Source organism: Brevibacterium gallinarum (assembly GCF_014836885.1).
GTDB lineage: Bacteria > Actinomycetota > Actinomycetes > Actinomycetales > Brevibacteriaceae > Brevibacterium > Brevibacterium gallinarum.
Genome location: NZ_JACSPY010000002.1, coordinates 157,462 through 177,898 on the forward strand (window position 1 = coordinate 157,462; position 20,437 = coordinate 177,898).

Genomic DNA, 20,437 nt, shown 5'->3' on the forward strand with positions numbered 1-20,437 from the left:
ACACAGCGGCGTACCAGTCCGGATCATTGTATGCCGCAGGCCTGCCCAGGCGCGGTCCCGGCACGTATCATTGGGCCATGGGAGATGACGTTTCGAGGCAGCGCTACTCGCCGGAGCAGCGGACGACATACCGCGAGCAGCTGAATGCCGATCTGGAGACCTTCGACTCGTATCTGCAGGAGGCGGAGTTCTCCAGCCAGGGCACGATCGGCCTCGAACTCGAGCTCAACCTCGTCGATGCGGACATGCAGCCGGCGAAGGTCAACCACAAGGTGCTCGAATCGATCGACCATCCGGACTTCCAGTCCGAGATCGGCGCCTACAACATCGAGCTCAACCATCCCGTCCTCACCGTCCAGGGCGATGGGCTCAAGCAGTTGCAGGACGGTGTGCAGTCCCGCCTCGACATGGCCCATGCCGCCGCAGCCGAGCACGGCGCGAAGGTCGCGATGATCGGCACGCTGCCGACGCTGACGACCGAGTTCCTCGAAGACCCCAGCTGGGTGACCGACGAGAACCGCTACCGGGCGCTGAGCAACGCCGTCATCGACATGCGCGGTGAGCTGGTGCGCATCGAGATCCACGACCGCGAGTACTACCGGCACGACTTCACCGATGTGGCCCCCGAATCGAGCTGCACCTCGATGCAGCTGCACCTGCAGGTCCCGCCCAACCGGTTCGCCACCGCCTGGAACGCCTCGCAGGCGATGGCCGCAGCCCAGGTGGCGCTCAGCGCCAACGCCCCGCTGTTCGCCGGGTACAAGCTGTGGCATGAGAACCGCATCCCGGTCTTCACCCAATCGATCGACACCCGCACCCCCGAACTCGTCACCCAGGGAGTGCGCCCGCGAGTGTGGTTCGGCGAACGGTGGATCACCAGCGTCTTCGACCTCTTCGAGGAGAATGTGCGCTACTTCCCGCCGATGCTGCCCGAAAGCCGCGAGGAGTCCGGCACCCCGGTGATGCTCGGCAGCTCCCCGGCGCTGCACTACCTCAACCTGCACAACGGCACCGTGTGGCGCTGGAACCGGCCCATCTACGCCCCCGACGGCGATCTCGCCCATGTGCGGCTGGAGAACCGGCTGCTGCCGGCCGGGCCCACCGTCACCGACCTCGTCGCCGATGCCGCCTTCTACTACGGCGTGGTGAAGTACATGGGCGAGGAGAACCGGCCGGTCTGGTCGCGGCTGTCGTTTCCCGATGCGGAGAAGAACTTCTTCGCCGCCGCCCGCTCAGGTCTGTACTCGCGGATCCTGTGGCCCAAGCTCGGCCGCGTCGACGTCGCCGAACTCATCCGCACCACCCTCGTGCCGCAGGCGCGCAAGGGCCTGCAGATGCTCGACGTCGACGCGGCGATCATCGACGAGTACATGGACATCATCGAAGCCCGCGCCCGCACTCGGCAGAACGGCGCGACCTGGCAGCTGCGCACGCTCATGGCGCTCAAACCGCGGCTGACCGACCCGGACACCGCCGAGCGGCGCGACGCCCTCAAGCGGCTGCTCGAGCTCTACATCCGCCACCAGTCCACCGGAGCTCCGGTGCACACCTGGCCGGTCGGTGACCAGTAGGCGACCGCTGCGGCGATAGGCGCGGCCACCCGCTGCGGCGATGGGCGCTGCGACCCGGTGCGGCGACAGGCTCTGCGACCCGGCGCCTGCGACCCGGCGGACTCTCGCGCCTGTCGGGCCGGGATCGGCCGGGCATGGTATGAGAAGCTGGCGGTATGACACAGCGCAGCATCCGCATCTCTGAGCGAGCCCAGACCGTCCGCCCATTCGCCGTCATGGACATCGTCTCCCGCGTCGCCGAACTCAAGGCCGCTGGCGAGGACGTCATCTCCCTGTGCGTCGGCGAACCCGGCCAGGGCGCGCCGGCCGCGGTGCGCGCGCGGGCTGAGGAGATCATGCGTGACGGCACCGACCTGGGCTATGTGCCGGTCACCGGCATTCGCGAGCTGCGCGAGGCGCTGTCGGGCCACTACCGCCGCTGGTACGACCTCGATGTGCCGGCCGACCGGTTCTTCATCACCACCGGCTCCTCCGGCGGGTTCCTGCTCGCCTTCCTCGCCGCCTTCGACGCCGGCGACCGCGTCGCCCTCGCCCGGCCCGGCTATGCCGCCTACAAGAACATCCTCACCGCCCTCGGCTGCGAGGTCGTCGAACTCGACTGCGGCGTCGACGAGCGCTTCCAGCCCACCGTCGAACTGCTCGAAGCCGCCCACGCCGAGGCTCCGCTGCGCGGCCTCATGGTCGCCTCCCCAGCCAACCCGACCGGCACGATGCTCGACAAGGACAGCCTCATCGCCCTGAGCCGGTGGTGCCGTGACAACGGCGTGCAGCTGATCTCCGATGAGATCTACCACGGCATCACCTTCCCCGGCACGCAGGCCACCGAATCAGGCAATCCCAACGGCGAGACCGCCATCGCCTACGACCCCGACGCCATCGTCATCTCCTCGTTCTCGAAGTACTGGGGCATGACCGGCTGGCGGCTCGGCTGGGCGATCATGCCCCCGGCCATCCACCAGGCCGCTGTCGGCTTAGCCGGCAACATCACCCTGTGCGCCCCCGTACCGGCCCAGCACGCCGGTGTCGCCGCGTTCTCCGAACCCGCCTATGCCGAGGGTGAGGCTGCCGTGGCCGGCTTCGCCGCCGCCCGCCAGTACGTCCTCGACGCCGTCGGCGAACTCGGCTGGAAGGACCTCGCCCCCTGCGACGGCGCCTTCTACATGTACGCCGACATCACCGACGTCCTCGGCCCCTACTCCACTGCCACCGAATGGTGCGCGGCACTTCTGGAGGAGGAGCGGGTCGCGCTCTCACCCGGCCTCGACTTCGACAACGTCCACGGCGACGAGTGCGTGCGCCTGTCACTGGCCGCCGGTCCCGACCAGATCTTCGCAGCCCTGACCCGCATCAGGGCCTTCACCGAACGGCTGCGCCATGCAGCCTGACACCCCAGCAGCACCGAGGCGCCGGTGAGCCTGACCGACTCGCCAGCGCTCGCCCGCCTCGGAGTGCTGACCGCCGCAGTCTGCCTTGGCTCGGCGGCGCTGCTGCTCATCCTCGCCCAGGCCACACCGTCGACGGCGGCGTTCCTGCGCTGCGCGCTGGCGATCATCGCGCTCGCCCCCTTCGCCGTGGCCGAGGTGTCCCGCCGTGGTCTGCCCGGTCGCCGGACCGTGGGAGTCGCCGCAGCTGCCGGGGCGTTCCTCGGTCTGGACTACATCATGTGGGCGCAAAGCGTCTATGACGCCGGCGTCGGCGTCTCCATGGTGCTCATCAGCGTCCAGGTCGTCGTCTTCCCCGCCCTCGTGTGGCTGCTGCACCGCCAGCACCCCGGCCGGCTGTTCCTGTGGTGCGTGCCGGTGATGCTCGTGGGCATGCTGCTGACCGGCGGCGCATTCGGCGTCGACCCCGGTGCAGCCGCACCCCTGCGCGGGGCGATCCTCGGGGTGCTCTCAGGTGTGCTCTACGGCGTCTACATCTACGGCACCCACCGCTGCCGGGTGCTCGACCCGGGCCTCATCGTCACCCCGGTGCTCGTCGCCACCACCTCGGCTGGCGCGGTCACCCTCATCGGCGGGCTCATCCTCGGCGGCTTCGACTTCGATCTGGGCATCGGCGGCTGGGCGGCGATGGTCGGCCTGGCAGTCCTCGGCCAGGCCGGCGCCTGGGGGCTGCTGGCGGTGTTCTCCACTCGCCTGCCGGTCACTGAGACCGCCTCGCTCATGCTCGCCCAGCCGATCACCGCGGTCCTGCTCGGCATGCTGCTCGCCGGAGAGCAGCTGGCGATCGGACAGTGGGCCGGCATCGCAGTTGTCATCGCAGTGGTGTGGCTCGTCTCCGGCGGCATGCGCCTGCTGCGCCCCCGCAGCCGGCGACCGGCGCGATAGTTGCGCCGGCCCAGCGCAGAGCCTCACGACTGGTCGATATACCACGGTGCAGTGACGGATGTCATATTGCTATGTCCTACTCTGGTGCCCTGACGTGCCAGAGGTTGCCTGGGCAGTAATAAGCCCCGCTGAGGCTGGCCGCAGCGGGGCTTAGGCGTCGTATCGAAGGTGATACTGAGGGGTGAGGGTCGTTCAGCAGCGAACCGGGGATCAGAAGTGCTGTTCGGTCGCGTGGGTCATGGCATCGACGATGATGTGTGCGACGTGGTCGTCTTTGAGTGAGTAGATCGCCTCGCGGCCAACGCGGTCGACGCTGACGAGGTGCAGTCCGCGCAGCAGCTTGAGGTGCTGGGACACGAGCGGCTGGGACAGCGCCGTCTGCTCTACCACGCTCGAGACGGTCGTCGGACCGTGCGAGAGCACGAGCAGGATGCGCAGCCGAGACGGGGTCGCCAGGGCCTTGAACAGTTCTGCCGTGCGGCTGATCGTCAGATCATCGCGCACATTGGTGGGGACGTCGGTCAGCGGTGTTTCGGAGACGTGGGGGTGGTCGTCGTGTGTGCGTCGGAGGGAATATACGTCGGCTTCGTTAAGCATGGGAGGACTGTACCTTTGGACGACGGGCCGCGAGCGACGACAGTCGCATCGCGGTTGTTTTACTGGGCGGTAGCCAAATTATCAGAAAATGCTGGGATTCCCCTGAAAGGTTCAAAAACGTTTAGCGGGAATTCCGCATATATGGATGTGTCGCGCTCAGCATGTGTGGATCGTCGCGGCCGACTCGACCATGCTGTGAATCGCTCGACCGTGCTGTGAATCGACAGCGGGTTCTGCCGCTCACGCAGCAGAACCCGCACGTCTGATCGAGTCCCTGTCAGCTGGGCTGCCGGGGATCAGTGCTCGTCGTAGTGGTCGCCGTGTTCGGCGTGCTTGTGTCCGTCGTGGATGTAGTCGTAGTGGTCGCCGTGCTGCACCTTCTCGTGGTTGCAGTCCGGGCCGCCGTGCTGGTGCTCTTCGACGGTGTGCTCAGCGATCTTGTGGTCTGCCATTGAATCCTCCTGGGTGTGACGTCGCCGGAGAGTGCGACGCCGCCAGTATATCAACCCATTCGCATAAATGCATACTGCAGGCGGCATGAAACTCCGCACATAAGTGCTCCAGCTCGGGTCTGCAGTGTCAGGCGCGCAGTGCTCAGGGTGACGCGGTGACGTTGTCGTGGGACTCGAGGATCTCCTCGGCGAGCGACTGCCAGCGGCCGTAGGCGTGCGGGAAGCCCGAGCGCTGAACCGCTTGGGCAGCCTCGTTCGGGGACATCGACTCCCAGCCGGAGATGTGCACCAGTCCCGGGTTGCGTCCCTGGGGATTGACGCCGTAGAAGGACTGCGCGGCCCACACCGGGTCCTGCACCTCCTCAGGTGTGCCCCAGCCCTGCGACGGCCGCTGCTGGAACAGGCCGAGTGAGTCGCGGTCGCCGTAGTCGAGATTGCGCAGCGAGGACTCCTGCAGCGCGGTCATGAGTGCGATGACGATGGCGTCATCGGGCAGGTCGGCATCCCGTCCGACGCCGATGATCGTCTCGGCGTGCTCGAGCTGGCTGCTGTTGAGCCGGTCGACGTGGCTGAGCTCCCACTGGCGCACGATCGTCGGGCCGGTCACGCCCATCGCGCCGATGGCCCAGACGACGACGAACACCGCGGCGAGGATCGCTGCGGTGATGCTGAATCCGATGGCGGGGCCGATGAGCTGCGGTCGGCGGGTGGAGCTGGCCATGGCAGACATGCTAGCCCGTGCCCGCCGGACTTCGACAGCAGGTTCGGCTGGGTGTGCGGTGCAAGCTTCGTCACAGTCGCCGGCCCCGATGGCACGGGCACGCCGAGAGCGGGCCCCAGCTGCGCTGAAACCCGCTCTCGTGTCGGTGCCGGTGGGACGGGCCCGGGATCAGAGACCGTTGAGGCGGTAGGCCTCGAAGCCCTCCAGTCCGTTGTACGGGTAGCCGATCTCCCGGGCCACAGCTCCGGCGTCGCCGGCCTGTTCGAGACCGTGGTAGGCGGTCTGCTCGTCGTTGGCCCAGCCGTTGAAGATGGCGACATGGCCTGCGGCGCCGCCGGTGCCCGGGCCGCCGCGCATGAGCACGTCACCGGGCTGCAGGTCCTCCTTGGCGATCGGATGGGCGACGTCGACGAGTGTCACAGTGCTGAGGCTGTCGTCGAGCCCCCAGGCCATGGAAACGAATCCTGAGCAGTCGGTGCGGTAGTTCTTGCCGTTGATGTCCGGGTAGTACGCGGACATGCTGTACGGCACGCCCTGGTCGACCCAGAACTGGGCGCGGTTGATGATCTCGGCTCGCCGGTCGTTCTCGGCGGTCTGCTCCTGGGCGGCTGTGGTGTCCGGTCCCGAGGCGGCGGTCGCCGGGGCGACGGCGATGCCGGTTGCGGCGATGGTCAGGGCAGCGGCGGTGGTGCCGATGCGGCGGGCTGTGGGGGACAGAAGTGTGATCGACATGGGTTGCTCCGTTCGTCACAGTGTGTGTGGGGATGGTCGGTGCCGGGATGCGTCCGGGGGAGGGGAGGGGTGGGGCAGGCTTCCTGAGGGTGCTGGGCTGCCCCTCAGGAAGCCATCGGGTTAGAGGGGGATGACCGACGGGGTCAGGGGATCGCCGGTGCGTCGCCGTGGGCGGCGAGCAGTTCGCGCGCCAGCGGCTCCCATTTGGCGTAGGCGTCAGGGTAGGCCGAGCGCTGCACTGCCTGTGCCGCCTGGGTCGGGGCCATGCTCTCCCAGCCGTCGATCTGGATGAGGCCGGGGTTCGAGCCCTCGGGATTGATGCCGTAGAAGGACTTCGAGGCGTAGACCGGGTCGGTCACCTGTTCGGGTGCACCCCAGCCCATCGACGGGCGCTGCTGGAACAGGCCGAGCGAGTCACGGTCGCCGTAGTCGAGGTTGTACATCGAGGATTCCTGCATTGCGGTCATGAGGGCGATGACGATGCCCTGGTCGGGCAGTGCGCCGCCGCGTCCGACACCGATGATGGTGCGGGCGTTGTCGATCTGTGCCTGGTCGAGGTCGGCCACGGTGGTGAATGCCTCCTGTCGCTGTTCGACCGGCGCCGCGGCCGGGTCGAAGCTCGGGGCGGCCATCGCCGGTGATCCCATGATCCCGCCGCCGAGGATGCCGGCTGCGAGAGCGGTGGTCAGCAGTGTCTTGGAGAGTTTCATGATGGTGCTCTTTCAGGGGTTGATTGACTCTGTGCTGTGTCTGCTGAGCCCAGCTGCCCGGGTGAGGCTGACAGGAAGTCTGGGGATTGCTTCCCGTCCGGGTCTCGGCGACGTGTTTAACAATCGCAACCGATTTGTGATCTCTCAAGACCCCGAATCTGACTGCACCCTGATCATCGGCTGCACTGCGCGTGGAAATCCCGGCGTGCAACGCGGGTGCCCACCCGGCACGTCCGGCATGCGCGTGCGGAAGGGTGCGGTCATTGAGCTCTCAACCGTCGGTCTGGGTGCTTCGGGCAGGACAGATGAAAGAAACCTCCATGCGTCCGCACTGTGAGAGATCTTCAGCGACGTTGAAGTCGAGGCGGCCTCATCGCTTACGACCTTCGCGGTGGCTCTCTGCACGTTCGTCGTAGACGCTCGCGCCCAGTCCTGAGCGTCTCCCACCACCGTGTGGCGACAGCACTGCGGGCCCTGGCCGCTATCGACCCAGGGCCCGCAGCGAGCGCAGTGCGGCTCAGGCCTCCCGCAGTGCGCTGCGCATGTTCTCCAGCACCTCGGGATCCTCGATCGTCGAGGGCACGACGACGTCGTCGCGGCCGTCGGCGATCTCGCGCATCGTCTTGCGCAGGATCTTGCCCGAACGGGTCTTCGGCAGCGCGGAGACGATGTCGACGCGCTTCAACGCCGCCACCGGGCCGATGTCCGAGCGGACCAGCGAGACGAGATCGGCCTTGACCTCCTCCTGGTCGGTCTCCGGCCCGTCCTTGAGCACGACGAACGCGCGCGGGATCTGGCCCTTCGTCGCGTCGTAGACGCCGATGACCGCACATTCGGCCACGGCCGGGTGCGCGGCGATCGCGGCCTCCATGATGCCGGTCGACAGGCGGTGACCGGCGACGTTGATGACGTCATCGGTGCGGCCCATGACGTAGACGTAGCCGTCGGCGTCGATGAGCCCGCCGTCGCCGGTGAGGTAGTAGCCGTCGAATGCCGAGAGATAGGAGGAGATATAGCGCTCGTCATCACCCCACACGGTGGCCATCGTGCCCGGCGGCATCGGCAGCCGGATGACGACGAGCCCGTCCTGACCGGCTGGCACCGGGTTGCCGGCGGCGTCGAGGACCTCGACCTGGTAGCCGGGCACCGGCTTCGTCGGCGAACCGGCCTTGAGCGGGTAGGTGTGCAGGCCGATCGGGTTGGCGGCGATCGGCCAGCCGGTCTCGGTCTGCCACCAGTTGTCGATGACCGGGATGGACCTGCCGGTCGCCTCGGCGAGCTTCTCGGTCGTCCACTCATAGGTGTCCGGGTCGAGGCGCTCACCGGCCATGTACCAGGCCTTGAGCGAGGCCATGTCGTAGCGCTTCATCATCTCGCCGTTGGGGTCCTCCTTGCGGATGACGCGCATGGCGGTCGGGGCGGCGAAGAAGACGTCGACGTCGTGTTCGGCGACGATCCGGAAGAACGTCGAGGCATCCGGGGTGCCGATCGGCTTGCCTTCGAACAGCACGGTCGTCACCCCGCCGATGAGCGGGGCGTAGACGATGTAGGAGTGGCCGACCACCCAGCCGACGTCGGAGGCGGTGAACATCGTGTCGCCGGGATGCAGGCCGAAGATGTTCGGCAGCGACCAGGCGAGTGCGGTCGCGTAGCTGCCGTCGCGCACGATTCCTTTGGGCTTGCCGGTGGTGCCGGAGGTGTAGAGCACGTAGAGCTCATCGGTCGAGGCGACCGGCGTGCACGGGGCGTGCTCGGTGGTCGCGGCGAGCAGCTGGGCATAGTCGAGGTCGCGGCCGTCGGTCAGCTCGCACTCGTGCTGCGGTCGCTGGACGATGACGGTGAACTCCGGCTCCTCCTCGGCCTTGTCGATCGCGGCGTCGAGCAGCGGCTTGTACTCGATGGTCCGGTTGCGTTCGATGCCGCAGGACGTCGAGATGATCGCCTTCGGGCGCAGGTCGTTCATCCGCACGGCCAGTTCGTTGGCGGAGAACCCGCCGAACACGACCGAGTGGATCGCGCCGAGCCGGGCGCAGGCGAGCATCGCGATGACCGCCTCGGGGATCATCGGCATGTAGATGACGACGGTGTCGCCCTTGCCGATGCCGCGCTCGGCCAGCGCCTGAGCGAACCGGGCGGTCTCATCGAGCAGATCGGCATAGCTGTAGTGCTTGATCTGCTCGGTGACCGGGGAGTCGTAGATGAGGGCGGTGTCGGAGGCGCGGCCGCTGTCGACGTGCCGGTCGAGGGCGTTGTAGCAGACGTTGAGCTCACCGTCGGGGAACCAGCGGTAGATCGGGGCGCGCGAAGTGTCGAGGGCGCGGGTCGGCTTCCTCACCCAGTCGATGAGCTCAGCGGCGTCGAGCCAGAAGCCCTCAGGGTCCTCGGCGGCCCGGGCGAAGGCGCGGTCGTAGGGAGTGTCTGTCGGCTGCTGCGCCGTCGAGGCGGCGCTGTCGGTGTGATCGCTCATACTCTATTGTTGCCTACGACACACTAGAGTTGAACAGCGGGTCCCCGAACGTCACGGTTCACCCTCAGGCAGGGCTGGGTGCCGTTGCCGTCGCCGAGGCGGAGGCCGGGTCTGCAGACACGTGCCGGTGCGCCGTCTCACCGGTGGAGGAAATGGAGAAACATGCGCTATGTCGTTGCCCTGGCCTTGGCCGCGCTCGCGGTGCTCGGCGTCCACTGGGCGATCGGGCTCGGCACGCTGCCCCGCCCGTGGGGTGCGCTCGGCCTCGGCACCGTCGCCGGTGTCACGCTGGTGGCCACCCTCATCGTCTGGGAGATCATCAGCCCGAGTGAGGAGAACGCCGACCGCGACAAGCGCATCGCCGTCGAAGAGGCCGCCAAAGACGAACAGCGCGAGCTGCGCCGCGCCCAGCGTGGGGCCGCCCGCAATTCCCGCCGCCGCGGCGAGCAGCCCGGCAGTTCCGCTGGCGAGGCGGACTGAGGCTTCCTGGCCGGGATGCTGTGCCTGCGGCGGGGCGGGTGGCGTGCTGGGCACGGGCGGCGTGGTGCTGAACGCAGCAGAGTAGAAATGGCGTCGCCAGACGATGAGGCCCCGCCGCCGTCGCACATCAGCTCATACGCCCGTAAGTCCGCGCAAATGTGTCGTGGCTGTGCGCGGGTATGTGCCGATTGAGGATGGTGGCGGGGCGGTCTATTGGTGTGTCGCTCCCCGTGGTCATCAGTGCTTACGAGATTCGCACCGAACGGGCTCGCCTTCTGGATCGAACGATGTTGATCTCAACGTCGCAGGACGCCAGCTTGGCGCCGATCGTCTCGGCGCATCGACGAATGATGTCTCTTCTCACATCGGCGAAGAGCTCGTCGAAATCAGCTCGCTCGTCGGCGTCGATCTGCAGGGCTAGTTGTGGTGCGGACAGTGATCCGCGCAGAACGGCGGTGGCGTTGTCGACCCCATTGAGCTGTTCAACGTCTAGAGCGACGGCATCGGCGACCGCCTGCGACGGGACGAAAGTCATTCCAGTCCGCGCATCCTCTTGCATTCGCAGAGGCTTGGCCGCCCGACTCTGGGGAAACTGGCGAACGAGCCACCACAGACCGATTGCGGCGAGGCCGATGCCGACAGCCGCCGCGAGCGCAGGCAATTGCGTGGCGCTGACAGGAACATCAAGATCGGCTGCTGAAGAATCAGCGGCCGGCCACGCGCTGAACCACCGGGTCCCAAGTCCGGATCCGGTCAGAATCCACAGCGCACCAGCGACAACGAGCGCGATGCCGATGACCGCAAGCCACAGCCGATTTGCGGCGCCATTGAGCTTCTTCATGAGACATCCCTGACGTTGGCGGAGACTGAGATTCGCGGGGGTGAGTACAGATTTAGATCTGCCAATCGTGAGGCGGTCCTGTCGCGAACTGCTGCGCGGATGTCGGCATGCTCGCGCAGCGACGTCCGCACGTCGACTCGTACCCGTCGAGCTGTGGCCGTGACGCTGACTGAATCGACCCCATCGACTTGGTCTGCGGCACTTGCAACGAGGTTCGCCACACCAGCTGTCGTCACTGCCAGGTGAGTACGCGTGGACCACGTGTTGGCCGTGGCCCGAGCGCCTGAGACTCCGCTCGTAGGAGCTTCCGCAACAGCAAGAACTCGACGCTTGCCGGGCATCAGAGCCATGAGAACGAACGCGGCTCCGATCAGCACGATGACAGCCGCTACAGCGATTGAAGTCGGCGCAGACGCAGACGTGCGTGCGAACTGAGACAGCTCATCCTCTAGCAGCAGGGCGCCGCTGCGCAATGATCCGATTGCCCACCACAGTAGCGCTGTCGCGGACAGGAGAATTGCAAGCGCTGCGATGACAGCGGGGACGATACGTGCTGGGCGGATCCGCAGTGAAGTTGATTTCACAGCAGCCTCCTTTCGTTGCTGCCGTCGGAGTCGGGCCGCAGCCAACGGACATGGATATCGACTTGGCGGATCTCGACGCCAGTCAAACGTGTGAGCGTCGTGCGCAGCAGTGTCCGAAGTTCATCGGTCGCTGAGCGGATCTGCGTTGGATAGGCCAAGCCAATGTGTGCAGTCACTGAAGCTGTCCGGCCGGACAGGGCAACAGAGACGGAAGGGCGCGTATCGAATGTCTCGCGTGCTGCCAACCCGAGTATGCCGGTGCGGGCCCCTCCGATGCCGGGTGCGTCGGCTACGATCTGTCCGGCAATCTTCTCGACAGCGGTGTCGGAGATGACCAGCCTTCCGCGTGCTTCTGGCGCTGCGAGACGGGGGCCTTCGTCGGATGTGATCGGGGAAGGCATCGGCCCGTGCACCGCCAGCTTATGAGTCTGTGCGGTCATGTCCATTTATCTCCTGCTTGATGAGGAGCCGAGCACGGTGCCGAGATCAAGCTTGTTGTCCAGGATCAGACCGACGACGAGCCCGGCGGCGCCGAACAATGTGACGACGAGGAATGCGAGGAAGGTTCCGAAGTAGGCGACGATTCCGAGAATCAGGCCGACGAGCAGGCCGACGGTGGTTTTACTCATGTTCACGAGTTCTCCTAGCAGTGGATGGGTGCGTGCGGCGATGAGGATCCAGCCGTCGCGCATCGGGATCTGGGGCCGACCACACACCGTGCGGCCGGCCCCAGATGGTGTCAATCGAGTTCAGGTTTGTCTGACTTCGCGGAGTCTTCCGCCTCGGGCAGCTTGACGTCGGTGACATTGACGTTCACTTCCACGACTTCGAGTCCCGTGCCGTGTTCAACTGAGCGGATGACGTTGCGACGGATGTCCTCTGCAACCTCAACGATTGCAGTGCCGTACTCGACGACGATCGCAAGGTCGATGGCAGTCTGGCGTTCGCCCTTCTCGACCGAAACCCCGCCTGAGACGTTCGTCTGAGAACCGGGGATGCGTTCGTTGATTGCATCGAAGGCGCGTCGCGCGGCGTTACCCATCTCGGCAACACCTGGAACTTCGCGGGTGGCGATTCCCGCCAGCTTCTGGACAACTGTCTCTGAGATGGTTGTCGTCCCCTCGTCGGTGATGAGCGGGCTGTTTGGAACGACGACCGAACCCTGTGGATCGTTTGCTGTGTCGGACACGGAAGTTCCTTTCTGTCGTGCGCAGCCGTGGTGGCGCGCAGCTTTCGGTGTCACAAGTACAGACGAACGGCAGCGCGGATGTTCACGGTGGAAACGGAAATTTCTTGTGCCCGCGCACCTGCGTCAAGATTCAGTCACAGCTGACGTACGGCTTCCAGAGCGGCTCCAGCGGTGATGAGCGAAGCATGGGGACGGTGACGACGGCACGTAACCGACCAGTAGAAATCTGCTCGGTTCAGCTCGATGGCTCGAAATGCTCGTTTATGCTGACAACATGGACGCGTCGGCGCAGGCAATGGAGAGAGCGGACGATGAAACCTTAGTCATCCGCTTGCAGGACGGGGATATTCGCGCTTTCGAAGAACTTGTTGCGCGGTACCAGGTGCCATTGCTCGCCTTCGCGCGGCGGACGCTCGGCGACGCAGCCGAAGCTGAGGACGTCGTGCAAGATGCATTGCTCAGCTTGTGGCACAACGCCTGTGCGATTCGAGAAGCGGCGGCCATCAAGACCTGGATCTACCGTCTCGTAGCGAACGGCTGCTTCGACGTGCTGCGTCAGCGCCGTCGCCATGACACGACGGCGATGGATGCGCATCACCTGAGCGAGCTGAGCGATTCGCAGTCCACGACCTCTCGGGCGTCTGGCTCTTCGGCGCACCGACTAGGCTTCCCGGAGCAGCAGGCTGAGTCCAATGCGGCCGTCGACGCGCTGAAGGCAGCGCTGGCGGAATTGCCGGATGACCAGCGAATGACCTGGGTGCTCTTCGAGTTGCAGGGGCTGACGTACGATGAGATTTCACGATCGCTCGAACTGACCACTGCAAGCGTGCGGGGAAAGATCTATCGCGCACGCAAATCGATTGCAACGAAGATGGCGGGTTGGAAATGAACGAGGACTTGACCGGCGGTTTCGCTGATAGCGCTGACCGCACCAGCGGCGAGGCTGATCGAGCCTCGCGGCCGGCAGACTTGTCCGCGGATGCAGAATTCCCCACTCCCGAAGAAGAAGCTGCACTTGAAGTCGAAACGCAGCGCATACGGCAGATCATTGATTCGTACGCCGCAGAGACAACGCCAGATCCCGAACGTGCGCACTTGTTGGAAGGCTGGGTGCTGCGGGTTGCACGAGCCGAGATGCTGCGCGGGCCAAAGCTTGAACTGGTTGATGAATCGGGTCTCGAACTCACCGTTCTCGTAGGAGCTTTGAAGCATCGCGTCCGTAATATCATTGACGCTCATCCTCAGTCACGAGCCCGTTCCGTCAGCGCAGCTGTGTCTACTCCAGCAGAGGATTCCGATGCCGACCTGTGCATTGAATTCTCTCTCGGGATCGATGTAGCGCTGGAGGGGTCTGCTCCGCAGATCGCGCAAGAGATTCGTCGAAGCGTCGGCGCTGCCATTGCGGCAGAGCTCGGGGTGCCGGTGTCTCGCGTTGATGTCCTTGTGGGAGACCTGCTCCCACCGCGGTCGGAAGCCGGAGCAGAGGTACACCCCTCTCAGAATCTGATGAGCGAAGACGGTCCAACGAGTTCGGATACGCATGCGGCGGACTGCCCGCAGAGGGGCACCGCCACTGAGGCTGAAGACCGCAGCGACGAGGTAGCAGAATCCACCGAGCCAGCTGCGGTGGTTGCGGATATCACCCGTCGGACTCCTGGCATCGCGGGACTCTCCCCAAGTCTCCGAGATCGGTTCGAGGATTTTGTGCGACAGCGGCAGACAGAGACGACGACAGTTGACTTGGTGTACCGCGGCGACCGTGCGGACCTTCACCTGGACTGTCAGCTCGACGGTAGCCGGTCAGCGACTGCGATCGCCCGTGAAATCGCCGAGACCGTCTGCGGTGCGGTGACTAAAACCCTGCAGAGCGACGAATCGGCACATGCTCAGCGCCGAGTCAGTTCGACCCGCGTTCGGATGCGCATCACCGAGCTCGGGGTTGAACCTCATGACCGAGCGATGCCGGTACAGTCACGAGCTGACTGCGCATGCACGCGGAACGACGGCAAAGACGATTAGGGTCCAGAATCGTAGCGCTCGCCCTCGATTGAATGGGCCGCTCTCGGAGTAGATGAAGCATCGGACAGGTGAGCTGGCGCTCAGATTATGCGGAATGTCGCCGCATAGGTCGTCACGGCGGCGTCTGTGCTGTGCGCCAAACGGATCGTCCGCCTCGGAGACCTGCCGCTGCCACAAGGCCTGCGGCTCGAAGAAGCTCGGAAGGGCTGCTGCGTTGACTGTTCATGTGGGGCGCGCCGACCCTGCCTGCGCGAGCGGTTCGAAGGCGCTGAATGCGCCGGGGAGCTCGGTGTGCGGCCGACTTCGAGGGAGTCGAGCGTGTCCGTTACCGTGATGTGAGACCTCCTGAGGCAGTGCCGAGAAAATAATTCAGAAGAATTCTTCGACGTTCTGACCAGTGCAAACGGTTACTGAGTCGAGCACTTTGGCCCGGACTCGTCTCATCGAGTCCCATATTCATCTAAGCGATGTCAGCGCCTGAATCTAGAGTGAAATCAGGTACAGCGCACGGGGGTGAATCGATCGTGAGTGCGGAACCTGAATCCGGCATCGGAGCCGGCAGCAGCGCAGCTGAGTTTCTCACGGCTGCTGACACAGAATCGATCGCTCAGCATTGCCCGGAGATCCTCACAGCGATACACGCACTGGACACTGCCAACGCCACTATCGGCAACTCTGCTGCAGTCGATGGTTTCGCCTCTCTTGCGATGGGAAAAGGGCTGGAACTCCTCCGTCGCAAACTTGAATCTGCAATGGCTTCGAACACACGTGTCATGGTCGATGAGGTCGACCCTCCTCAATACGGCGCCCGACGCCTGCCGCACCTGCTGCGTCAGACCATGCGCATCAGCGCCTCCGGGGCCACCCGTCGGCTTCGCATGGCCAGCTGGCTGACACCTCGGCGAACCCTGTCCGGTCAGCCCGTGCCAGCGCAGCTGCCGGAGGCAGGCGGCTCCATGGCAGCAGGGCTGCTGTCCGTCGAGCAGGCGCAGGAAGTCATCAAGCAGATCGAGATGCTGCCAGCGCGGGTCCGGAGCGAACACGGACCGGCGGTCGAGAAGCTCCTCGTCGACAACGCCCCAGACTTGCAGGTGACTGATGTCCGAGCACTCGGAGCGCGTGTGCGCGGTCATCTGGATCCCGACGGCAGGCTCGCCGCTGAACCAGCGCACCCTGATGAGTACTTCGTAAGCGTCAAGCAGAAGACCAACGGTGACTGGCGACTCAGCGGTCTGCTCGATGCAACAACGGGGCTTACACTCAATGCGCTGCTGACCAATCGGCAGCAGAATCCAGCTGACATCGTCGCCTAGACTCCAGGCAGTGCCGCAGAGCCGGTGGGCAGCGCGGCGGCGACGACGGGTGGCATGGGCTCTGGCGCGAACGCCGTCGGTGCAGACGGCAGGCCGCAGGTCATCAGCCTGTTCAAGGACTCCCGGCCCGACGGTGCTCGCCGACACGATCGATTCAGCGTGCTCATCTCCCGTGGCGCCTGTCAGCCGGGGGCGGCTGGAGCCTACGCACTCGTCGTCACCGCAACGGCCGAGCAGTTCGCTCGGGATCGCGGGGAGGTCGAAGCAGCCGGGGGCCATGCCCGGCTAGAAGACATACTCCAGCTGTCGCCGGGTGGGAAGTTCTGCTACCTCTCCCAGGCCCCCGGCTCCAGAGATGTGATGGTCCGCTCCGAGGGGCGATTCGCCACCGGCACGCAGATGACGCTGCTGAAAGCGCGAGACCGCGGCTGCAGCTTTCCCGACTGTGATATTCCCGTCGGCTGGTGCGAGGCGCACCATATCCGGGCCCATCGGCACGGCTGGCCCACGGAGATCTCGAACCTGACTTTTCTGTGCCGCTTCCATCACGGATGGCACGAGCGACACGGGTGGCGCGCGGCTCTCCTCAACGGGCTTCCCGCCTGGATCCCTCCGTATACCGTCGATCGTGAGCGGCGTCCCATCTATCACTCGCGCTACATCGCTGAGCTGACCCGTCCTGAGGCTCTGCTCTCTTGCGAATTGCTCGCTGACGCGTCGTTCGCTGACTCACTGCCGCCCGATGATGCCGACGGCGCGAGTGACCGGAGTGCTCCTGGTCCCTCAAATACTGACGACGCCCGGATCTCTGGTGATGCAGAAGTGGACGACGGCGCTGGCTTCAGTGACGACGGCTGGTTCGAAAGCGCATCGCTTCTCCCAGAAGACGCACTGTTCCCTGAAAGCCGTTGCGATGACCCTCCCTGATGCGCCGCGTCAGCTTGGCTGATGCACGATGTCGACTTAGGCCGCGCCCGCAATGCCCGCCGCCGCGGCGAGCAGCCCGAGCCGCGCGAACCGGATGCCGGACGGCCGGACGGCACCGACTGAGACACCGCGTCAGCCGGTCACGGGTGTGCGCTGCACCGCAGCCGGCAGACCGCTCAGCCGGCTGATCGCCCAGCCGGCCACACCGGTGAGCAGCACCGCTGCTGCTGAGGGCGGTGCTGCGGTGGTGGCGGCCAGCAGCATTCCCAGTGCCCCGAGCACCGTCATGAGGATCGGGGTGGTCAGCTGCGCGATCACGCCGACGGGCAGTGCCCCGGCTTCGGTCATGACCGCCGGTGCCAGCCAGTTCGGCGGTGGCCGCAGCGCAGCATGCGTCGCGGTTGCCGCGCAGATGAGGGCGAAGAGGCAGGCGAGGGCGAGCAGCACGGGCTGGCCGAGTTGGACGGTCAGCGGCAGGAAGACGAGCACACCGGCCGGCAGCAGCACGGTGGCAGGGGTGAGTGCGATGAGGAGCCGGCAGGTGCCGCTGCCGAACGGGAACGCCTCGGTGAAGGCCGGGTTCGCAGCACAGCTGCGCACGCTCATGACGGCCAGCCAGCCGGCGATGCCCAGGCTCAGGCAGGCGATGAGGACACCGGCGACCGGCAGCCGGCCGAGTGGCAGCGCGCTGGCCGCCCACGGCAGCAGCACCGTCATGGCGAGCAGCGCGGGCACCCCTGCTGTGCGGGCGAGCCCGATGAGCAGACCGGCCGGCAGGGTCATGAGGGCCGGCAGGCTCATGAGCTTCGGCGGCCCGGTCAGGCCTGCGGTCAGCTGACCGGTGGGCGCACCCCGGCGGGTCCGCAGGCGGGCGAAGAGGGTCGTGGCAAGCGCATTGGCATCGGCTGTCACCAGCCCGAAGCGCATGAGCTGCCCGGCCCGCGACCCGGTTTCGAGCTGCGGCCACGACAGCACTGGAGGCCGCCGCACCATCCACGCGGCAGCAGCGACGACGAGCAGCGCCAGGCTCGCGGCGAGACCCAGGGCCACCGGTGCGGTCAGTGAGCCGGCTGCCGTGTGCATGACCGGGTCGATGAGGTCAGCCAGCGGTGCGGTGAGGGCGAGCAGCGCCAGCGCAGCGACCGCCGCCCACAGCAGCCGGTCGCCGAGCTGCTCGGTGTCGGCCGAGACGCCGAACAGCCCCGCCTGCAGACCGATGAGGATCAGCGCTCCGGCCGCGCCAGTGGCTGCCAGCACGGTGACAAGTGCGATCGCGGCAGCCGCGGTGATGCCGAGGTTGAACACCACCGCACCGCCGGTGGCCTGCCAGGACAGGTGCGGCACGACGGCCAGCGACCCGATGAGGATCCCACCAGCGACCCCACCGAGGATGACCGCACTCAGCCGGCGGCGCAGCCAGGCCGGACTGAAGTTCGGGTGCTGGAACAGCCACACCCGCACCGGCTCGGGCAGCCCGAGCGGACCGAGACGGGTGAGCAGCCAGGTGAGGACGAGCAGCCCGGCAGCGGCGATGAGGACCGACTGCAGGACCGGCAGCGGGGAGGCGACCACCGCCTCGGCGACGGTACCGGCCGGCAGGGTGGTGAGCGCTGCGAGCAGCGGTGCGGCAAGGGACTGCGCGGCAGAGGTGAGGACGGCGATGGCGACGGCGGCGGTGAGTGCGTACGTGTAGACGATCCCGGCGGTGAGCGGGTGCCGGCGGCGGCTGCGGGTGAGCCGCGCGAGGCCGGCGGGTGTGAGGACCTCAGGCAGCGTCGGTTCAGGCCGCGTCAAAGCCCAGCGTCCCGTCGAGGTGTTCGCAGATCTGCACGGTCGTGGTGCGCTCGGGGTCGATGAGTGCGTCGTCGTGGGTGGCGAGCAGGATCGCCGTGCCGCTCTGCGCGCGGTCGGTCAGCAGGCCGCGCAGCGCCTGGACGGAGGTGGCATCGAGGTTCTGTTCAGGCTCATCGAGCAGCAGCACGCCGGCCGGCCGGATGAGGACGGCGGACAGCAGCACCTTGCGCCGCTGTCCGCTCGACAGGGCTTCCGGGTAGTCCTCAAGGAACCGCACCGGCAGGTGCAGCGCCCGGCACACCGCGGTGATGGCAGCCTCGGGTGCGGGCACACGGTGGGCGCAGGCGAGAAGCCTCAGATGCTCACCGGCGGTCAGCCCGGTCAGCCAGGCGTCGTCACCGAGGAGGGCTGCGACCTGCCGCTTCCAGACAGGCCCGGTGGGTTCGGCCGGCTCGCCGCCGAGCAGCACGCGGCCGGCCAGCGGAGCCTGGCGGCCGGCGATCGTCTGCAGCAGCGTCGACTTGCCGGCCCCGTTCGCACCGGCCAGCCGGACGATCGACCCAGCAGCCAGGTCCAGGTGCACAGGCGGCAGCGCGAACCCGGCCGGGTAGCCGGCGACGAGACCGGTGACGGTGAGCATCAGCGACCTGCCGGCATCGTCGCGGCGACGGTCGGGGCAGCGCCGCCGTAGTGGGCGGCGAGTTCGGTCAGGCCCTCGTCGATGCTGACCCTGGGCTGCCAGTTGAGGACTGCGCGGGTGCGGCGCTGGTCGAACCAGTGGGCGGTCGAGAGCTGTTCGGCGAGGAACCGGGTGAGCGGCGGCTCATCGGCCAGAGTCTCGTGCAGGCGAGCTGCGGCCGGGTCCGGCAGCCGGGCGGCCAGTGCGTCCTCGACGTCAGCGGCGAGATCCCACACCTTCTCGACGACGGTGCCGGCGGCCAGGGCGGCGGGCACGGGCACGCTGAGCTTCGGGCGGCGGGCACCACCAGCCAGTGCCATCTGGGTCATGAGCTCACCGACCGGCCGCGGCTGGCCGTTGGTGACGACGAGCGCCTCACCGTGATGGTGCTCGACTGCCGTGAGCGCGGCGAGGATCGCGTCGACGGCATTGGTGATGTAGAGCGTGTCGATGAGTGCCGCCCCGGTGCCGAGCACCGGCATCCGGCCGGCGCGGGCGCGGTCGATGATCCGCTCGGTCAGCTGCACATCACCAGGGCCCCACATGAGGTGCGGGCGCAGCACGAGGACCCGGAAGTCCGCGCTGTCAGCAGCGAGTGCGAGCAGTTCGCCGTGGGCTTTGGTGCGCGCATACTCTCCCCGAGCCTGCTCCGGGTCAGCCGCGCTTGCGCCCTCGCCGACGAGGGAGTCACCGGCATGGGCGACCGAGGGGGAGGAGATGTGCACGAACCGGTTCACGCCTGCATCCTGGGCCGCTGAGAGCAGTGTGCGGGTGCCGGCGATGTTGATCGCCTCGAAATCGGCCGGATCCCCGGTCATCGAGACCTTCGCGGCCAGGTGCACGACCGCCTGCTGGCCGGCCACCGCCTCGGCGACGGCGGCGGCATCGGTGATCGAGGCGGCGATGTCCCGTACCCCGCCGACCCCGGATGGACGGCGCTGCAGGGTGGTGACCGTGTGACCGGCGGAGGCCAGCGCGGCAGCGACTGAGGAGCCGAGCAGACCGGATGCGCCGGTGACGAGAATCTTCACTGT

22 protein-coding genes are annotated in these 20,437 nt (G+C 66.7%); 8 read left to right on the forward strand and 14 right to left on the reverse strand.

From position 1 onward, the window contains the following. Positions 1-77: 77 nt before the first annotated feature. From H9634_RS02995 to H9634_RS03005, 3 genes are all read left to right on the forward strand, one after another. Positions 78-1,571, forward strand: coding sequence for a glutamate--cysteine ligase (locus H9634_RS02995; RefSeq protein WP_191725307.1), 1,494 nt, complete (start codon positions 78-80; stop codon positions 1,569-1,571). A 155-nt stretch (positions 1,572-1,726) separates the two neighbouring features. Beyond that, positions 1,727-2,956: a pyridoxal phosphate-dependent aminotransferase gene (locus H9634_RS03000; RefSeq protein ID WP_191725308.1), complete on the forward strand. Its 1,230-nt coding sequence runs from the start codon at positions 1,727-1,729 to the stop codon at positions 2,954-2,956. Between the two features lie 24 nt (positions 2,957-2,980). Continuing rightward, complete coding sequence (locus tag H9634_RS03005; protein ID WP_191725309.1) at positions 2,981-3,898, forward strand: DMT family transporter; 918 nt, start codon at positions 2,981-2,983, stop codon at positions 3,896-3,898. Between the two features lie 210 nt (positions 3,899-4,108). Here the strand turns inward: H9634_RS03005 and H9634_RS03010 are convergent, their stop codons facing one another. From H9634_RS03010 to H9634_RS03035, 6 genes are all read right to left on the reverse strand, one after another. After that, positions 4,109-4,495, reverse strand: a complete 387-nt coding sequence (locus H9634_RS03010; RefSeq protein ID WP_175293633.1) for an ArsR/SmtB family transcription factor — start codon at positions 4,493-4,495, stop codon at positions 4,109-4,111. Between the two features lie 296 nt (positions 4,496-4,791). Beyond that, entirely contained in the window at positions 4,792-4,947 is a 156-nt protein-coding gene (locus H9634_RS03015; protein ID WP_191725310.1) for a zinc transporter permease, read from the reverse strand. A 142-nt stretch (positions 4,948-5,089) separates the two neighbouring features. Next, a complete protein-coding gene (locus H9634_RS03020) occupies positions 5,090-5,668 on the reverse strand; it encodes a peptidoglycan-binding protein (protein WP_191725311.1) in 579 nt (192 codons plus the stop codon). A gap of 168 nt (positions 5,669-5,836) precedes the next feature. Then, positions 5,837-6,400, reverse strand: coding sequence for an NlpC/P60 family protein (locus H9634_RS03025; protein ID WP_191725312.1), 564 nt, complete (start codon positions 6,398-6,400; stop codon positions 5,837-5,839). Positions 6,401-6,543: 143 nt separating this feature from the next. After that, positions 6,544-7,110: a peptidoglycan-binding protein gene (locus tag H9634_RS03030; RefSeq protein ID WP_175293636.1), complete on the reverse strand. Its 567-nt coding sequence runs from the start codon at positions 7,108-7,110 to the stop codon at positions 6,544-6,546. Between the two features lie 517 nt (positions 7,111-7,627). After that, on the reverse strand, positions 7,628-9,577 hold the full coding sequence (locus H9634_RS03035) for an acetate--CoA ligase (RefSeq protein ID WP_191725313.1): 1,950 nt from the start codon (positions 9,575-9,577) through the stop codon (positions 7,628-7,630). Between the two features lie 162 nt (positions 9,578-9,739). Here H9634_RS03035 and H9634_RS03040 point away from each other — a divergent pair, with 162 nt between their 5' ends. After that, positions 9,740-10,057 (forward strand): hypothetical protein, encoded by a 318-nt coding sequence (locus H9634_RS03040; RefSeq protein ID WP_191725314.1) that lies wholly within the window; start codon positions 9,740-9,742, stop codon positions 10,055-10,057. Positions 10,058-10,301: 244 nt separating this feature from the next. Here the strand turns inward: H9634_RS03040 and H9634_RS03045 are convergent, their stop codons facing one another. The 5 genes from H9634_RS03045 to H9634_RS03060 form a co-directional block, all read right to left on the reverse strand. After that, positions 10,302-10,898, reverse strand: a complete 597-nt coding sequence (locus H9634_RS03045; RefSeq protein WP_191725315.1) for an Asp23/Gls24 family envelope stress response protein — start codon at positions 10,896-10,898, stop codon at positions 10,302-10,304. Continuing rightward, positions 10,895-11,482, reverse strand: coding sequence for a DUF6286 domain-containing protein (locus H9634_RS14980; RefSeq protein WP_404801665.1), 588 nt, complete (start codon positions 11,480-11,482; stop codon positions 10,895-10,897). Before H9634_RS14980 ends, H9634_RS03045 begins: the two co-directional genes overlap by 4 nt. Further along, complete coding sequence (locus H9634_RS03050; RefSeq protein ID WP_191725316.1) at positions 11,479-11,928, reverse strand: Asp23/Gls24 family envelope stress response protein; 450 nt, start codon at positions 11,926-11,928, stop codon at positions 11,479-11,481. The genes H9634_RS14980 and H9634_RS03050 overlap by 4 nt, the downstream gene beginning before the upstream one ends. Beyond that, the gene (locus H9634_RS03055) at positions 11,929-12,111 is read right to left on the reverse strand and encodes a hypothetical protein (protein ID WP_191725317.1); all 183 of its coding nucleotides are present in this window, start codon (positions 12,109-12,111) and stop codon (positions 11,929-11,931) included. A 110-nt stretch (positions 12,112-12,221) separates the two neighbouring features. Continuing rightward, entirely contained in the window at positions 12,222-12,671 is a 450-nt protein-coding gene (locus H9634_RS03060; protein WP_191725318.1) for an Asp23/Gls24 family envelope stress response protein, read from the reverse strand. A 274-nt stretch (positions 12,672-12,945) separates the two neighbouring features. On the opposite strand from H9634_RS03060, the gene H9634_RS03065 reads away from it, so the two are divergent. The 4 genes from H9634_RS03065 to H9634_RS03080 all read left to right on the forward strand — a co-directional run bounded on the left by H9634_RS03065 (position 12,946) and on the right by H9634_RS03080 (position 16,930). After that, positions 12,946-13,560 carry an RNA polymerase sigma factor gene (locus H9634_RS03065; protein ID WP_191725319.1) on the forward strand — a complete coding sequence of 205 codons (615 nt, stop codon included), beginning with the start codon at positions 12,946-12,948 and terminating at the stop codon, positions 13,558-13,560. Next, positions 13,557-14,690 carry a hypothetical protein gene (locus H9634_RS03070; RefSeq protein WP_191725320.1) on the forward strand — a complete coding sequence of 378 codons (1,134 nt, stop codon included), beginning with the start codon at positions 13,557-13,559 and terminating at the stop codon, positions 14,688-14,690. Before H9634_RS03065 ends, H9634_RS03070 begins: the two co-directional genes overlap by 4 nt. Positions 14,691-15,178: 488 nt before the next feature. After that, positions 15,179-16,003: a DUF222 domain-containing protein gene (locus H9634_RS03075; protein WP_318244981.1), complete on the forward strand. Its 825-nt coding sequence runs from the start codon at positions 15,179-15,181 to the stop codon at positions 16,001-16,003. Between the two features lie 360 nt (positions 16,004-16,363). Next, positions 16,364-16,930 (forward strand): HNH endonuclease signature motif containing protein, encoded by a 567-nt coding sequence (locus H9634_RS03080; RefSeq protein ID WP_191725322.1) that lies wholly within the window; start codon positions 16,364-16,366, stop codon positions 16,928-16,930. A gap of 132 nt (positions 16,931-17,062) precedes the next feature. On the opposite strand, the gene H9634_RS03085 is transcribed toward H9634_RS03080, so the two are convergent. Genes H9634_RS03085 through H9634_RS03095 form a run of 3 tightly spaced genes read right to left on the reverse strand, consistent with a single transcriptional unit; the run spans position 17,063 to position 20,434 of the window. Then, complete coding sequence (locus tag H9634_RS03085; RefSeq protein WP_191725323.1) at positions 17,063-18,724, reverse strand: hypothetical protein; 1,662 nt, start codon at positions 18,722-18,724, stop codon at positions 17,063-17,065. Beyond that, on the reverse strand, positions 18,711-19,364 hold the full coding sequence (locus H9634_RS03090) for an ABC transporter ATP-binding protein (protein ID WP_191725324.1): 654 nt from the start codon (positions 19,362-19,364) through the stop codon (positions 18,711-18,713). Before H9634_RS03090 ends, H9634_RS03085 begins: the two co-directional genes overlap by 14 nt. Further along, positions 19,364-20,434, reverse strand: coding sequence for an NAD-dependent epimerase/dehydratase family protein (locus H9634_RS03095; protein ID WP_191725325.1), 1,071 nt, complete (start codon positions 20,432-20,434; stop codon positions 19,364-19,366). Before H9634_RS03095 ends, H9634_RS03090 begins: the two co-directional genes overlap by 1 nt. Positions 20,435-20,437: the final 3 nt, after the last annotated feature.

Excerpts from the sequence above, each read along its gene's own strand:
- H9634_RS02995 (WP_191725307.1), top strand. The coding sequence starts at position 78 with ATGGGAGATGACGTTTCGAGGCAGCGCTACTCGCCGGAGCAGCGGACG.
- H9634_RS03000 (WP_191725308.1), top strand. The coding sequence starts at position 1,727 with ATGACACAGCGCAGCATCCGCATCTCTGAGCGAGCCCAGACCGTCCGC.
- H9634_RS03010 (WP_175293633.1), bottom strand. The coding sequence starts at position 4,495 with ATGCTTAACGAAGCCGACGTATATTCCCTCCGACGCACACACGACGAC.
- H9634_RS03015 (WP_191725310.1), bottom strand. The coding sequence starts at position 4,947 with ATGGCAGACCACAAGATCGCTGAGCACACCGTCGAAGAGCACCAGCAC.
- H9634_RS03020 (WP_191725311.1), bottom strand. The coding sequence starts at position 5,668 with ATGGCCAGCTCCACCCGCCGACCGCAGCTCATCGGCCCCGCCATCGGA.
- H9634_RS03025 (WP_191725312.1), bottom strand. The coding sequence starts at position 6,400 with ATGTCGATCACACTTCTGTCCCCCACAGCCCGCCGCATCGGCACCACC.
- H9634_RS03030 (WP_175293636.1), bottom strand. The coding sequence starts at position 7,110 with ATGAAACTCTCCAAGACACTGCTGACCACCGCTCTCGCAGCCGGCATC.
- H9634_RS03035 (WP_191725313.1), bottom strand. The coding sequence starts at position 9,577 with ATGAGCGATCACACCGACAGCGCCGCCTCGACGGCGCAGCAGCCGACA.
- H9634_RS03040 (WP_191725314.1), top strand. The coding sequence starts at position 9,740 with ATGCGCTATGTCGTTGCCCTGGCCTTGGCCGCGCTCGCGGTGCTCGGC.
- H9634_RS03045 (WP_191725315.1), bottom strand. The coding sequence starts at position 10,898 with ATGAAGAAGCTCAATGGCGCCGCAAATCGGCTGTGGCTTGCGGTCATC.
- H9634_RS03050 (WP_191725316.1), bottom strand. The coding sequence starts at position 11,928 with ATGGACATGACCGCACAGACTCATAAGCTGGCGGTGCACGGGCCGATG.
- H9634_RS03055 (WP_191725317.1), bottom strand. The coding sequence starts at position 12,111 with ATGAGTAAAACCACCGTCGGCCTGCTCGTCGGCCTGATTCTCGGAATC.
- H9634_RS03065 (WP_191725319.1), top strand. The coding sequence starts at position 12,946 with ATGGACGCGTCGGCGCAGGCAATGGAGAGAGCGGACGATGAAACCTTA.
- H9634_RS03070 (WP_191725320.1), top strand. The coding sequence starts at position 13,557 with ATGAACGAGGACTTGACCGGCGGTTTCGCTGATAGCGCTGACCGCACC.
- H9634_RS03080 (WP_191725322.1), top strand. The coding sequence starts at position 16,364 with ATGGTCCGCTCCGAGGGGCGATTCGCCACCGGCACGCAGATGACGCTG.
- H9634_RS03090 (WP_191725324.1), bottom strand. The coding sequence starts at position 19,364 with ATGCTCACCGTCACCGGTCTCGTCGCCGGCTACCCGGCCGGGTTCGCG.